The organism is Fischerella sp. (assembly GCF_013388695.1).
Lineage (GTDB): Bacteria > Cyanobacteriota > Cyanobacteriia > Cyanobacteriales > Nostocaceae > PCC9605.
This window is the reverse complement of sequence record NZ_JACAEU010000092.1, coordinates 63,546-77,961: the sequence shown is the minus strand read 5'-3', so window position 1 is coordinate 77,961 and position 14,416 is coordinate 63,546. Positions and strand designations below refer to the sequence as shown.

The 14,416-nt window shown below is 41.5% G+C and carries 12 protein-coding genes; 6 read left to right on the top strand and 6 right to left on the bottom strand.

What is annotated here, in order from left to right; all coding sequences use genetic code 11:
* Positions 1-195 precede the first annotated feature (195 nt).
* Positions 196-966: a MotA/TolQ/ExbB proton channel family protein gene (locus HXY43_RS12515; protein WP_290883528.1), complete on the bottom strand. Its 771-nt coding sequence runs from the start codon at positions 964-966 to the stop codon at positions 196-198.
* 214 nt (positions 967-1,180) lie between these two features.
* Between HXY43_RS12515 and HXY43_RS12510 the strand changes: the two genes are divergently transcribed.
* Entirely contained in the window at positions 1,181-1,492 is a 312-nt protein-coding gene (locus HXY43_RS12510; RefSeq protein ID WP_290883527.1) for a YkvA family protein, read from the top strand.
* A gap of 191 nt (positions 1,493-1,683) precedes the next feature.
* Positions 1,684-2,472, top strand: a complete 789-nt coding sequence (locus tag HXY43_RS12505) for a sugar phosphate nucleotidyltransferase (RefSeq protein ID WP_290883526.1) — start codon at positions 1,684-1,686, stop codon at positions 2,470-2,472.
* A gap of 40 nt (positions 2,473-2,512) precedes the next feature.
* Here the strand turns inward: HXY43_RS12505 and HXY43_RS12500 are convergent, their stop codons facing one another.
* Both HXY43_RS12500 and HXY43_RS12495 read right to left on the bottom strand, forming a co-directional pair.
* Positions 2,513-2,890 carry a GxxExxY protein gene (locus HXY43_RS12500; protein WP_290883525.1) on the bottom strand — a complete coding sequence of 126 codons (378 nt, stop codon included), beginning with the start codon at positions 2,888-2,890 and terminating at the stop codon, positions 2,513-2,515.
* Positions 2,891-3,029: 139 nt separating this feature from the next.
* The gene (locus HXY43_RS12495) at positions 3,030-6,236 is read right to left on the bottom strand and encodes a glycoside hydrolase family 15 protein (RefSeq protein WP_290883524.1); all 3,207 of its coding nucleotides are present in this window, start codon (positions 6,234-6,236) and stop codon (positions 3,030-3,032) included.
* Between the two features lie 421 nt (positions 6,237-6,657).
* Between HXY43_RS12495 and HXY43_RS12490 the strand changes: the two genes are divergently transcribed.
* The 3 genes from HXY43_RS12490 (at position 6,658) to mgtE (ending at position 9,213) form a co-directional block, all read left to right on the top strand.
* Entirely contained in the window at positions 6,658-6,804 is a 147-nt protein-coding gene (locus HXY43_RS12490; protein ID WP_290883523.1) for a hypothetical protein, read from the top strand.
* Between the two features lie 761 nt (positions 6,805-7,565).
* Positions 7,566-7,721, top strand: a complete 156-nt coding sequence (locus HXY43_RS12485; RefSeq protein WP_290883522.1) for a hypothetical protein — start codon at positions 7,566-7,568, stop codon at positions 7,719-7,721.
* 136 nt (positions 7,722-7,857) lie between these two features.
* The gene (gene mgtE / locus HXY43_RS12480; protein WP_290883521.1) at positions 7,858-9,213 is read left to right on the top strand and encodes a magnesium transporter; all 1,356 of its coding nucleotides are present in this window, start codon (positions 7,858-7,860) and stop codon (positions 9,211-9,213) included.
* Between the two features lie 93 nt (positions 9,214-9,306).
* On the opposite strand, the gene HXY43_RS12475 is transcribed toward mgtE, so the two are convergent.
* Both HXY43_RS12475 and HXY43_RS12470 read right to left on the bottom strand, forming a co-directional pair.
* Positions 9,307-10,425, bottom strand: coding sequence for a helix-turn-helix transcriptional regulator (locus tag HXY43_RS12475; RefSeq protein ID WP_290883520.1), 1,119 nt, complete (start codon positions 10,423-10,425; stop codon positions 9,307-9,309).
* Between the two features lie 416 nt (positions 10,426-10,841).
* Positions 10,842-11,723, bottom strand: coding sequence for an alpha/beta fold hydrolase (locus tag HXY43_RS12470; RefSeq protein ID WP_290883519.1), 882 nt, complete (start codon positions 11,721-11,723; stop codon positions 10,842-10,844).
* A gap of 135 nt (positions 11,724-11,858) precedes the next feature.
* On the opposite strand from HXY43_RS12470, the gene HXY43_RS12465 reads away from it, so the two are divergent.
* Complete coding sequence (locus HXY43_RS12465) at positions 11,859-12,746, top strand: RodZ domain-containing protein (protein ID WP_290883518.1); 888 nt, start codon at positions 11,859-11,861, stop codon at positions 12,744-12,746.
* Between the two features lie 154 nt (positions 12,747-12,900).
* On the opposite strand, the gene gatA is transcribed toward HXY43_RS12465, so the two are convergent.
* Positions 12,901-14,361, bottom strand: a complete 1,461-nt coding sequence (gene gatA, locus HXY43_RS12460) for an Asp-tRNA(Asn)/Glu-tRNA(Gln) amidotransferase subunit GatA (RefSeq protein WP_290883517.1) — start codon at positions 14,359-14,361, stop codon at positions 12,901-12,903.
* Between the last annotated feature and the right edge of the window lie 55 nt (positions 14,362-14,416).

Genomic DNA, 14,416 nt, shown 5'->3' with positions numbered 1-14,416 from the left:
GAAACGCACTGCTATGGATAACAATTATATGGTTCAGGTTCTCAATTGTTTTTTCATTAGCAACACTTTAGATTCTTCTGATTCCTTGTGTCAAGCCTGATTGAGATGCTCTTACCCTGAATTCGTAGTGGGTAATTTAAAGCTCACTACGAACCAATTTTTTTGTGCATTTTTCCTAGAATTATCTGCACTGATTTATTTGTCTGAATCAGATGTATCTTCGGAAATTTCTGGAGGATCGGAAAACCTGTTTTGAGTTCGCTTGCGTCGAGGAATAAAATTTTCTCCCGTAGAATCCTGGACAACACCCTGAGGTAGCGCCTTGTTTGGCTTACTATTGCTTAAATCAGCTGGAGACTGCAAGTAAAGCATTTCTAAATCATTCCCTGCCTTGCGAAATACTTTGACTTGATTGACTAACAGACCTTGAAACAATCGGTAAAATATCAAGCTGAAAATGGCAACTGCTAGCCCCACCGCTGTACTGTACAGAGATTCGCCAATACCAGTAGTTACTCCCGCTGTGGCTTCTGTTCCCAAATCTCCAATCCGAATTGATTCCAAAGACCTAATTAAACCCCAAACTGTACCAAACAATCCCAACAGAGGAGCCACAGCAATTACAAGTTCTAAAACTTTTTCGCCCCGCCGCATCTGAGCCAATTCGGTTTCCGCAGTTGACTCCAGTGCCAGTCGAAATAATTCCGCATTGTTTTTCGGCAGGCTTAAGGGGGCAAAAAGAAATCTGCCTATCGGTTGATCTGTTGCCTGTCTAGCCATGTCCGCAGCGATTCCCCAATCTTGACGAGCCGCTTCTAAAATGCGATCGACAGTTTCCTTTTCCTGGGTCAAAATTCGCAACCAAAACCACAGGCGCTCTAAAACCACACTTAACGACAACACTGAGAAGAAAAGCAACGGCCATACTACTGGCCCAACCTTGCGAAATATATCTAAAATATCCACAGTTTAGGTTTCCTCCGTCTATTCACCGAGCAACTATTCCAAAGCATTTTAATACCAGAGATGAATACACAAACTTCTATAATCGTTTAACTTCTATAGAAAATAATGTAGTAATAGGCAACTGGTAGCATCTTCCAGACATCCTAGGGCGGTTATTCCCACAAGAAGTTCGAGGAATTATTTGTCAGCATTAAAATAACTAGAGGTGAAGGTCATGAAAATTTCAGTTCAATCACTTTATAATTGGTATCGCAGCGTAATTCGCAATCCTAAGTACCGCTGGTGGGTAATTTTAGGAACATTGCTATATTTTGTCAGCCCATTTGATATCGCTCCAGACTTTCTACCCATCGTGGGACAAATTGATGATGTTTTTCTTTTGACGTTGTTGGTAACTGAGGTATCTGGGCTAGTGATTGAAGGCTTTAAAGCGCGTCGGGGTAATATTGACGCTAAAACAGCCAATTCAGCTGAGGATGCTACCTCCAAAGCTACTGTCGATGTTGATGCGGTTTCTGTCAAGTAGTTACAAATACAACATAAAAATTAACAACCCCCTCCTGTTGCTGCGATCGCTGCCTTACTTGGGAAGGGGGATATTTTTTTGGAATATAGTCAAGAGTTAGTGGTTAGTGGTTGGTTGGTGGTTATTTCCAATGCCCAATGCCCTCTTTCCCACTCTCTCACTCTCCCAACCCTATTCCCGTTTAATTACTTATGAGCGATCGCCAAATTATTGGACTGCTACCAGCTGGTGGACAGGCAAAACGCATTTCTCCCTTACCACTGAGCAAAGAATTATATCCAGTCGGATTTCAAGATTTTGGTGAAAAATGTAACTGGCGACCGAAGGTAGTTTGTCAATATCTACTAGAAAAAATGCGACTGGCTGGCATTGATAAGGCATACTTTATACTGCGTCCTGGTAAATGGGATATCCCGGCGTATTTTGGCGATGGCGCAATACTTTCCATGAGTTTGGGTTATCTGATGATGGGTTTGCCTTATGGTGTACCTTTCACCTTGGATCAGGCTTATCCCTTCGTCCGAGATGCTGTGGTAGCCTTGGGTTTTCCTGATATTTTATTTCAGCCAGAGGATGCCTATGTGCGGGTAATAGCACGCCTTGAAACAAGTAAGGCAGATGTGGTTTTGGGATTATTTCCTACCAATCAACCTCAAAAAGCGGGTATGGTTGATTTTGACGAAACAGGTAGAGTCAAACTGATAATTGAAAAGCCGCTTCAGTCGGATTTGCGCTATATGTGGGGTATTGCCGTTTGGACACCTGCCTTTACCCAGTTTCTGCACGAGTATCTCATACCTCTTAAAGCAGATTCTAATTTGTCACAGCTGCCAGAAGTACCGATAGGGAATGTAATTCAAGCTGCTATTAAACAGGGTTTTCACGTAGCAGCGGAAGTGTTTGCTGATGGAAGTTACCTAGATATTGGTACACCTAATGATTTAGTGAGGGCTGTACAGCAGTTGAGTGGTAATATTTAAACGCAGAGGCACGCAGAGGGGAACGCAGAGGCACGCAGAGTTAGAGGTTATTGGCTATGCGTTTTATACCTTCTCTGAGGTGGAGGACGTTAAAGTTGATGAGAAGACCAAGTTTACAGTTTGCTAGTTTGAGGTAAGTGAGGAGTTGAACGGAATGTATTGGTTTCAACGATTCTACAGATTTAATCTCTACAATTACTTTATTTTCTACTTTCAAATCTAATCTATAAACACAATCCATTTGCACTGAGTCGTAAACCAGAGGTAAAGGAATTTGTTTGCCAACATTCAATCCTGTTTTCTTCAACTCGTAATACAAACATTCTTCGTAAGCTGACTCCAACAAACCTGCTCCTAAAATCGTATGCACTCTCATCGCACAACCAATAATCACTCCACTCAACTCATTTTCTATCATCTGAGCTTGAACTTATGCGTTTCAAAAATCTACTACTCTTAATTTGCCCAAAATTTGCATAAGTCAAATCACCTCAATAAAAATTTTGAAAGCGCAGAGAAATCTAAAAAACTCTGCGTTCCTCTGCGTGCCTCTGCGTTTAATAATCTTTCACAAACTCTGTCAAGAACCTAAATGCCTTCACAACATAATTAGCGCATTCTCTAGGAGAAGTATTGTAAAACGATGGCCATGCACTAGCTTTATCCTCATCATAGCGATCGCCCCTTTCCGGATGTCTATCTAACCATGCTAGTCTGACGGCATGACCGATTAACACATCCAAGACTATATATTCTTCGATTTGCAAGCTTGGGTTATTAGAAGCGATCGCTGCTAATTCCATCAATGTTTCAATATTGACTTGGCGGTACTCTGGGGCTTCAATTTTATTTAGTAGATGCTCTATTTGCAAGGCAAAATTCTTTTCCCCTGCTGTCATCTCCGATATCATCACCTCACTATCCAAGCGATTGCGGCGCTCTAGTTTATCGCCAATTACTAAGCCCTTGCAATGATGCATTAACAGCCAAACTTGCTGAAAAAAGTCTTTTGGCACGCGTCCCGTTGCTCCCTCGGCTTGGCGGAACCGCCGCCAGCCACCTGCTTGTACTTCTATGTCCTCGATCGCTGCTGGTTGCACTACCCAATCAATATCACTTTCTTTTTGTTTGACGTGCAGTGATTCTTGCTGGCGCAATAGCTTACTCATATCGACGTATTCACTTAATACCTGACGTAAGCGTGTTTTCACCTCAAAGGGTGAAAGTTGCATTAGTGTTTCGTATGCCTCATCTTGAGTAACTTTTAACTCCTGTGCTAGTTCGCTGGTAATCAACAAAATCAGATAACCAACTCTGAGGGTGAGTAGTCCTTTAAAGAGTTCGGATTCTGATTTAATTAATGTACTCAGATAAATGAGGATTTCTTGAGTCAAAACGCGATCGCGAATGTCTTCTCGACAAAAATGATTGATTTTCTCAACAATTTCACTGTGAGACAGTGGCACAGTTATTAACGACGCTTCACTGTAAGCTTTACCGACTGCGATTTGTTTACCTCGGACGACAATACTCGTCACTACGTCCGACAAAGCGATGTATGCCATCTGCTGCAACCCTGCTGCACGACGCACAACCGCCCAAATTCCCAATTCCGCAGCCTTGGTGTAGACTTCATCGAGTAAATTCTCTACGGTAACAGGATTATTTGGCCCGCCAAAACCAGTATCAAACTCTAGTCCTTGCAAACGAGTTAACGTCTGCAATAACTCGATTTGCTCATAAATATTTTCTGAGGAACGCAAATAACCAAGCAGCAATCCTAAGTTGGTTTCGCACTCCACCTGGAATTCTTGGGTATGCTTTAAAGGCCAGTTCTTATCTGGATGGAAGGCTAGATACGCGCAGCGAGGTTTAGCATCTTTGACTGAAGACAAGGAAAATTCAAACTCTGGCAGAAAATCAAGTCGTTCGATCGCAGCTGTTAAGAGTAGCTGATTGAGTCGTCCTAATTTTACCTGCACACCGTTGCAAACACCATCTTTGAGTTCTTGCATCAGGTTAAGCAATGCTTCAGAACCTGTTTCTAGCATAGTGTGTGTCAACATTAAGGTTAGGGTGGGACGCCCTAAATCGCTCCAATACTTTTGAATGTAAGCAAGTTCACCCCGTAGTTGTGCGATCAGAAAATGGTAATCGAGGGTTAAGTAGAACTGTTGGGAATCTAAAAATGAGGGCAAGAATACTACAGTTTCGTTACCAATGCGAAAAATTCTGGATGTTGTCAAACTCCGGGGACGACGTGGCGGACGTCCGGTTAAACCGAGTTTGTCGCTGCGTCCAATTTGGGCATAAATGGCGATGAAATCATCGGGTTGGCGAATTTGAATTGGTTCTACTTGCTTGGGTGTTTGTGTTTCAATGCCGTGAACTTCCAGTTTTGCCTGTAAATCTTCATCTTCCGCTAGCAAGGCGATTTGTACTAAACGTTCCCGGTGTCTGTCCATGCGTAAGTGTCGTCCCAAGGGATCGATATCCCCGACGGCGATTAATCCTTCACTTAGCATTTGCCCGAGGTAATACAAACTCTGCGCCCACACTAGGGGGATATTTTCATTAGGTAAGCGTGGCTGGGTGTGGGGTGCTAGTTTCTCCGCTTCTATATACTCGGCTGGAACGTAATAAAGTTCTGGCAATAAACCCAAGCCATCACGTTCGACAACTAAAGACTCTAAACACTCTTGATAATATTTAGCTAGTTCTTTATCGCCGCGAAATAGCCCATCCAGAACTAAATATGTGAAAAATAGGGGCCATTCAGATTCGATATTTTCAAATTGCTTGAGTTCCCACGGTTCGTAGTGCAAGCGCTTGGTATCTTCTAAAACGGTTTGGTGTCCATCGCGCAGAAAACGCTTGCAACCATATTTGCCTGCGAGTTTTGCGATCGCGTCGTTGCGAGTGCGATCGCGCAGTTGCACATCTTCGACTGCAAAGGCTGGAAAACTAATTATACTCAACAGCGCTGCATCAATTTCTTTGGAGGCAGATTCTCTTGGTAGCAAGGATTCTAGAGTAATTCTGGCGCGGGCAATTTCATCTGGCAACACGTGAATTACTGATGCATGACTGCCACGCACACCAAATAAATCCAGTCCATCAATCGCTTCTAAAGCGGCTTTTGCCATGCCTATGGAACTGGCGTTTAGTTCGGCATTGCCATGATTAATTTTATTGCCCCGTTCCCAAATCCCATAATCTGGTGTGCGATAAGCTCTACCAATGTAGTAAACCAAATTTTGTACGAAGTTTACTTCATCAAGAGTATAAATTATTTGCAATCCGGAAGAAGTCATCTGTGCCAGCATCAGCACAAATATCGATGTCGCATCCAGTTGCAAATGTCCCCATTCATCATCACCGACAACGATGTCTCCTGTAGCGGTGTTGTACTTAGCATGTAAAGCATCTAACGGTGATTGAGTGTGTTTAAATTGCTCTACTTTATGCGCCTGTCGCATCATCGCGAATAGCAAACCCCGCATGAGTTTGACGACGCTGTGTTCTAATTCGTAGGCGCGTCCCTTGTCTTCATCAACCTTGCGGTATGCCAGTGCCAATCCCCAAACTGCCAAAATACTGTAAACGTTATCACGTACCCAAGCATCAGTGTAATCACCGTGGGCTGTGATTGCTGTACTTGCAGGTAGCAAACCAGTAATCGGATTTTGACGTGCCAAGATAATTGTCTTGATTTGCTGATAATAATACTCTAGGCGAGCTTGCAATTGGGAAGCTGTTTTCATGATTTGACTAGAGAGTAGATTCCGGAAAATAACCCTGTGACTGTGAAGTTAGTTATGTAAGCAAAGCCAGAACAAATTATGTAATAGGCGATCGCACTATAGCTTCGGTTAAGGGATGAGCTTATTATCTCTTGTTAATAGCTATCTTGAAAACAAGGAAGAGGAAGTAAGGCAAAATGCGTAAGAATTTTCATTTATTTATTGGTTATTAATTTCTATTAGCATATACTCGCATTTACCATTTATCCAAATCTTTCTGATTCGTATATTTTTTTACTATTCCTTTAATTGTTTTTGATAATTTTAGAATAATAAAAATTATCTCTAATAGCAAGAGAAATAGAAAATAAGTCAAACGTTATAGTTATTTGATTTCTTAAAAGCTTTAATTTAGGAGAAAGAGTATAACAAGGGGGTAATTATGTCTGTGCGTTATAACGAAAATAATTCGCCATTAGTAAAAGTTGTATACTCTCAAATTAAAGTTAACGGCAAAATCGAGCTAGTACCAATGGAATTATACGCTGATGGAAAGCTCAAGCGGTGCAATGGCGAGATACAGCAATAATTCTCCGGTTTATTTATGAATTTGTGAGACTGAATTTGCATGTATAATTTCTTGTTAGTTGGGTAATAAGCAGTCGCAGCTTGCTTATTCAACAAAATCTAGTTTGCCAAAACCATACTTAGAAATAGGGATTAATAGCTAGAAGCGAGGGAAGATAATTTTTTATACTTTGCTAGAGGTATCAGGACTTAGTCTTGCTAAATTATATTGACTGTCCTCTGATCAAAAAACTGTTAAATTTAACATCTTTCACCAGTTCTAAACAAGCCCACCACCATCGTTATCAGGTTGAACCTAGTAACAATAATTAGAGCCAGATCTCTCCCACTCAGTTCAGCATTCTCCTCTTCGAGGAGAATATTTTCCATATTTTTCAGGTATAAAAACGCCACGATAAAAATGTATGCTGAATCCATCAGCAAATGCATTGCTGGCTCTTTTTATATGTCAAATCTAAATTTGGATAGCTCGCCACATACAACTCAAATAAACAAGTCCGATCGGAACAAAGTTATCTCAGTAATCAGCAATTGACTATCAAAATAAACACGATACGGGAAAAAGAACTGATTTAGCTGTTTAATAACAGTTTTGTACCATTTTTAATCAAAGCTTTAAGGTAGGTAATGGTAAGAATTGCTTCTATTCAGACTTTCAAGAACGGTAGAATCGCCCAACTCGTGTCTGTGTATCTCAAAACAATGACTCATTCTGAGGTAGTAGATATTTTGTCTTTGTAAAGTTTAAAAATTAATCCTGAGATGAGCTTGACACAATTGCTAGCAGTAGTAGAATCTACTCAAAGTAATCAAAAAAAATCAGGGCAATTGAGTGGATGGTTTGTGCGTAGTGTCACAGAATCTCCACTCTGGCGCTTAGCATCTACCGGATTACCTAGTTCCGGGTTAGGATTATGACTAGCGATGCCTTGATTGGTCATCGATGTTGAATTTCTAAGATTTTATGGACCAAAGTCCACAAGACGGCAGTACTATCCTCCTCTAAGCTGGTGAGCTTGTCTCCCAGCGCGGGGGAGACATTGGGAGGTTTATTATGCTTGTACAGGACGTTCGCAATTCTGTCATTGACGTCGCTGACTTAAATCAGCTGAAATGGGATTTAAATCGTTTACAACCCGTTGATGTGGGGGAGTACATTACGCAATTGCCCAGCAAACAACGGGCGATCGCATTCCGTCTACTCAACAAAAATCAGGCGACTGATGTTTTTGAATATCTACCTCTGGAAGTGCGGGAAGAATTAATCAATTCTCTACAAGATGTGCAGGTAGTACAAATCATCGAAGCAATGAGTCCCGACGATCGGGCAGAATTGTTTGATGAGTTGCCCGCGAAGGTTGTCAGACGATTATTACAGCAACTTAGTCCAGAACAACGACAAGCTACAGCAACAATTCTTGGCTATCCCGAAGGTACTGCTGGACGGGTAATGACTACAGAATATGTGCGGTTGAGGGAAGGATTGACTGTAGGTGAAGCTTTGAGAAAAATTCGCCTGCAAGATGAAGATAAGGAGACGATTTACTACGCCTACGTTACAGACGATAACCGCAAATTGATCAGCGTTGTTTCCTTGCGGCAGTTACTGTTTACTTTTCCTGATGTCTATATTCGAGATATAGCTGGCGATCGCGTCGTCAGAGTCAGAACGGAAACACCCCAAGAAGAAGTCGCCCGCATCATGAAGCGTTATGACTTAATCGCTTTACCTGTGGTTGACCGGGAAGACAGATTAGTCGGTATTATCACAATTGATGACGTGGTTGATATTCTGGAGGAAGAAGCCACAGAAGACATTCAAAAGCTGGCGGGTGTGAGTGGTGGAGATGAAGCTGCCTTATCGCCTCCTTTGATGACAATCAAGAAGCGCCTACCGTGGCTGTTTGGAATTATGTTGCTGTACATCGGGGCATCTAGTGCGATCGCGCCGTTTCAATCTACGATTGCAATGGTTCCGGTACTGGCTGTAATTATGCCCTTGTTCTCCAATACGGGCGGTACTGTTGGCATTCAAGCTTTAACAGTGACTATCCGCGGACTTGGTGTGGGAGAGGTAACACCCAAGGATACTCTGAAAATTCTTCGTAAGGAACTTACGGCAGGACTAGGTACAGCTTTAGCATTGGGTATGACTATGATTTGTCTTTCCCTAATTTGGGCACCTCCTCAAGAACGTTGGGTGTCATTAATTGCTGGAACGGTGATGGCAACAAATACGCTGGTAGCTGTCACTCTCGGAACTTTGTTACCAATGGGCTTAAAGCGTCTGAAACTCGATCCCGCCCTAGTTAGTGGACCGTTAGTGACTACAATGCTGGATGCGATTGGGTTCGTGATTTTCTTAACACTGATTTCTACAGCTTTGCGTGTTTTTCAGTTAAAGTCTTGAGCTCTACCATCTCTCCATAGTTATTACCGCGCTGCAACTGCCAATAATCCTCCCAATATCTTTGGGAGGATTATCTTTTATCTGTTTCCCTGACTACAGCGCCTCCGGTGGGGAAATATCAGGCCCAACAGTAATACCAGCATTACTAGACTTGATTCCTGGTATAGTAGTTGGTTCTTGTTGCTTGAGTGACTCCGAAACTGAAGAAGAAGTTGGAGTAGTAGTAAACGCATCTTGATTGATCTGTCTGTTAGTATCCCCTTGCTGCGACACTATCGACAATCCTCCTAGGGCACTAGCCACAAGCGCTGTATAACCTACATACAAATGTATGGGGCGGATTTCCAATCCCAATCCCTTAGAACTCTTTTTAGACTCATACCAAGAGGGCAAAATAGATTTTACTGGTTCGGATTTTGGTAAAGAAGCGGCTAAAGCTGTGCCATTTAGTCCCAAAGCATTTCCCATCACGCGGATAAAACCGCGCACAAATACATCTTCTGGTAGTAACTCCCAATTTCCGTTCTCTATTGCTTCCATTTGATGCACAGGTACATGAGTGTAAACGTTGAGTTGGTATAGAGAAAGATTTTGAGACTCGCGAACCTGCCGGAGTCGTTGCCCAACTTGACGCAGACACTCTGCGCGTTGTTGTAATGCTGTTTGTTTGGTTAGTTCAGCTTTGGAAATTTTCTTATTCTTGAGCCATGCCAACGGTGTTTTCGCGATCGCAGCGTTCTCTGTGGATATTACTTTTTTTTTAGTTATATTTGCTACTAAATCAGCTTGTGACGACAAGTTATCTATTCCAGTATTTTCTCTGTTAATTTTCGTATTAAATTTAGTGTTTGTTAAACACTGTAATAAGTCATTGGAATTATCTTGTGGTACATCTTGTGAAAAATTGGTCGTTTCTATTTGTTGTTGATGATCTGTTGTTTTTTCAACAGTTTTTTCAACTTTTCGATATTGTTGGACAAGTTGTCGAAATGCTAAACCGATTGCTTCTCTACCTACAGCTTTTAATAACATCTTGCCTTGTTCTGCCGAATCCCCAAATAATTGTTGTATACTAGCCAAGGCATGGCGATACACTTGAGAGCAATGCAATTCTGCTTCTATTTCTCCCAAAAGCGATCGCAAGTCATCTTGAGAAATTTCAATAGTAGGATTGCCCAAAATTTGTAAAAAGTACATCGGTGTGGTAGCCATTATTAGAAGTCTCTTTTAGTAATAAAGCAAAGGAAAGTTATATCTGTATCATTTCTTCTATCTTTATGCCCACAGTTCCGGACTATTAGGGATCAATTTTGTGCTGATTTGAGATCAACAGCACAGAGATTAACTACCTAGGGGATTGTAATTTTTTTCTAAAAATTTCATGAGGTATGGAGAAAAGATTTTGAAACTTACGAAAAGCAGAGTCACTCATTTCGCAAATAATTAGAAAGCAGAAGGGAAAAAGCTTTTCCTGAAATGGTTTTACTGACTGATATTTTAGGTTTAATTATGTCTACTTACTTATAAAGATTTTAATAACATCTGGTATACAAAATTTTATTGTTTTCATTAGTAAAATATATTAATCAAGCATCAAAAATGCGATCTGCTTTTATGTGTCATATAATTTACCTTGCTTGTCGAACAAAAATTCGTACTGCTCGTAGATATTCCGCAGGAGCGACTTCTGCAACGTTGTTATGTTCTGCGTCAGGAACTATGAGTAATTTTTTCGGTTCTGGAGCAGCAGCATAAAGTTTTTGACTCATAAAAGCAGGCACAATTGAATCAGCAATGCCGTGAATGAATAAAACGGGCATTTTTAACTTAGGTACTTTTTTGATTGATTCAAACCGCTGCGTCAGTATCAGATCGACAGGAAACATCCAAAAAAGGTTCCGATGAGCTACTACCTCGCGAACTGAGGTAAAAGAGCTTTCCACAATTAATCCAGCAGCTTCTGGCTGTTTGACAGCTAAATCAATTGCTATTGCACCACCCAGAGAATGCCCGTAGATAAAAATTTGACTAGGTGAAATCTTGCGTTGCTGTACTAAATAATCCCAAGCTATGGCAGCATCTTGATAAACACGCATTTCATTGGGAAAACGACCTTGACTGCGACCGTAACCCCGATAATCAATTAGTAATACTGAAAACCCCTGTTGATAAAATCGATTGGCGTGGGCAATGTTTGCGCCAATATTGATACCGTTACCATGCAGATACAACAGCACTTTTCCATCGGATTTATTTGTGCAAAGCCACCAACTGTGGATATATTCCACTTTTTGCGATCTTATTCTTACAGGTATCCAAACTTCTTCATAAGGTAAATTTAAAAACTCTGGTGTAGTTTCAATTACTGAGGATGGAAAAAAGATAAATTGTGGTTGCCGAAAAAAAATCAGTATACAAACAGCACAGTAAACTAAAACTACAACTACACCAGTCCAAATGAGCGGATAAATAAACAATTGTATTGTATGTTGCAGCTTCCTTCTCAACATGCGAGTATTTATGTATACAATATAGTCGCCAAAATTTGCGATTGTATCATTTCACAATTAACATTTTGTATCAAAAAAATTATGATTGAAAAGTTTAATAAATAAAAAATAGTAGATTTCAGTAAATTTTGGGAGATGACAGTGACGTCGTTCAATGAGGCTCAACAAGAGCAACTCAAGGAAATAGGGGCATATTTACGACAGATTCGACAAGAAAAATCTGTACGTATAGAGCAAATAACAGCTCAAACTCTGATTAGACAAGCTTTTTTAGAAGCTTTGGAAGAAGGTAGATATGAAGACTTACCCGAACCTGTCTTTGTTCAAGGATTTATCCGCCGCTATGGAGATGCCTTGGGGCTAGATGGTACAGCTTTAGCTAAAAATTTTGCAATTAATTTTTTCCTTCTTGACTCTGGTAATGCTGGTAATGATAGTAAGAATTCAAAACAAAACTCAAATATCTCAAATATACATATTCCTCTTGTCGTCCCCTATGTAATACTATTAGCTGTTGCTTCTTTCTTACTATTTTTTCGACTCAATCCAAAAAATCCAGCCGATTCTGTTGCTAGCAACCAAAAACTCAAAGCCTCTTCAGAAAAAACAGTACCTACACCCATAGCTTCACTACCAGAAACACCTGCTCCCACTCCAGCACCAATAGCTTCATCATTAGAAATATCCCCTTCTACACCAGAAACACCTGCTCCCACTCCAACAGCTACAGCTTCATCACCGGAAGCACTCCCTTCTAACCTCATAGCTTCCCCAGTCGAAGTAACCATTGAGCTTCAAGGCGAATCATGGGTACGAGTGAAAGCAGATGGCAAAACAGCGTTTGAGGGGACTTTAAACAAGGGAGAACGAAAAACTTGGACAGCAAACAAGCAATTGACTATACTCTCTGGAAATGCAGGTGCAGTATTGATTTCTGCGAACAATAACGAACGTAAACCTTTAGGAGGTTTAGGGAGTATTAAGCAAGTGACTTTTACTCCTGAAACAGTCCAGAGTCAATAGTCATTTGTTATTTGTAATAACATAAGTACAACATTGCATAAGGTAGTACGCGAAATTTTTGCACCAAGACTCTGCGACCCTCTGCGCTTACCTTTGCGCCCCTCTGCGTTTATAAAATCGCTACCTTTTTGTGCAAAGCTGTATTAAGAAACGATTAAATTTGAGGCGGCATACGCAGATGCCATGATGTTGATTGCTCATATGCGTAAGCCACCTGAAAAAGCTGGTCTTCTCGCAGTGGCTTACCAATTAGCTGCAAACCAATCGGTAATCCATTGTCATCAAAGCCACACGGCACACTTATACCTGGTAAACCTGCAAGATTCACGGGTATAGTCATCAAGTCAACTAAGTACATGCTGAGAGGATCGGCAGTTTTTTCTCCCGCCTTGAATGCTGTGGTGGGAACTGTAGGACAGGCTAAGACATGAACTTGTTCAAAAGCTTTTTCAAAGTCTTCTTTAATAAGAGTGCGTACTTTTTGTGCTTTTAAATAATAAGCATCGTAATAGCCAGCAGAGAGAGCGTAGGTTCCCAGCATAATTCGGCGTTTCACTTCTGCACCGAAACCAGTAGCACGAGTACGGGTGTACATCTCTATTAAGTTTTCCGTATCAGCAGCACGGTAGCCATACTTGACACCATCGTAACGAGCCAGATTTGCTGAAGCTTCCGAAGGAGCAATAATGTAGTAGCTGGGTAAACCATAGCGGAAGCGAGGACAGGAAACTACATGAATTTCTGCACCCAAGGATTGTAGCTGATCGAGTGCTTTGGTAATTGCTTGCTCAACTTGTGAATCTAAGCCTTCACCAAAAGTTTCTTTAATGATGCCTATTCTGAGTTGTCCTCTGGGTTTGAGATCTGGTTTTAAGACTGAGAGGTAATCGGGAATGGGAACTTTCAAGCTAGTGGAGTCTTTGGGATCGTGACCGGCGATCGCCTGCAATAATATTGCAGCATCCTCAACACTGCGCGCAAACGGCCCGATTTGATCCAAAGACGAAGCAAACGCCACCAAACCGTAACGAGAAACTAGTCCGTAGGTTGGTTTGATACCCACCACACCGCAAAAAGAAGCTGGTTGGCGAATCGAACCGCCAGTATCAGAACCAAGGGAAACAGTACATTCTCCTGCTGCTACCGCCGCCGCTGAACCACCAGAAGAACCACCCGAAACCCTTGACAAATCCCAAGGATTGGCAGTGAAACCGAAGGCAGAGGTTTCTGTAGAACCGCCCATTGCAAACTCATCCAGATTGGTTTTGCCTACCATGACTGCATCGGCATCTGCCAATTTTTGTGTCACAGTTGATTCATAAGGCGGTACAAAATTTTCCAAAATCCGAGAAGCGCAGGTAGTGGTAATTCCCTTGGTGCATAGATTGTCTTTGATGCCAATGGGAATGCCTGCCAACAAGCCAATTTCTTCTCCAGCGGCGATTTTAGCATCCACAGCCCGCGCTTTTTCTAACGCCTGTTCGGCAGTTACGCACAAGAAACTGTGCAATTTCGGCTCTAACGCTTGAATACGGTCTAAAGCTTCTTGAGTAATTTCTACGGCAGAACGTTCTTTGGTGACTAACTGCTTGTGCAACTCGCGGATGGATGCCATAATTGCTTCCTTTGTGACTCAAGTCCTTGATTTTAGTACAGTTTAATAATTTCTG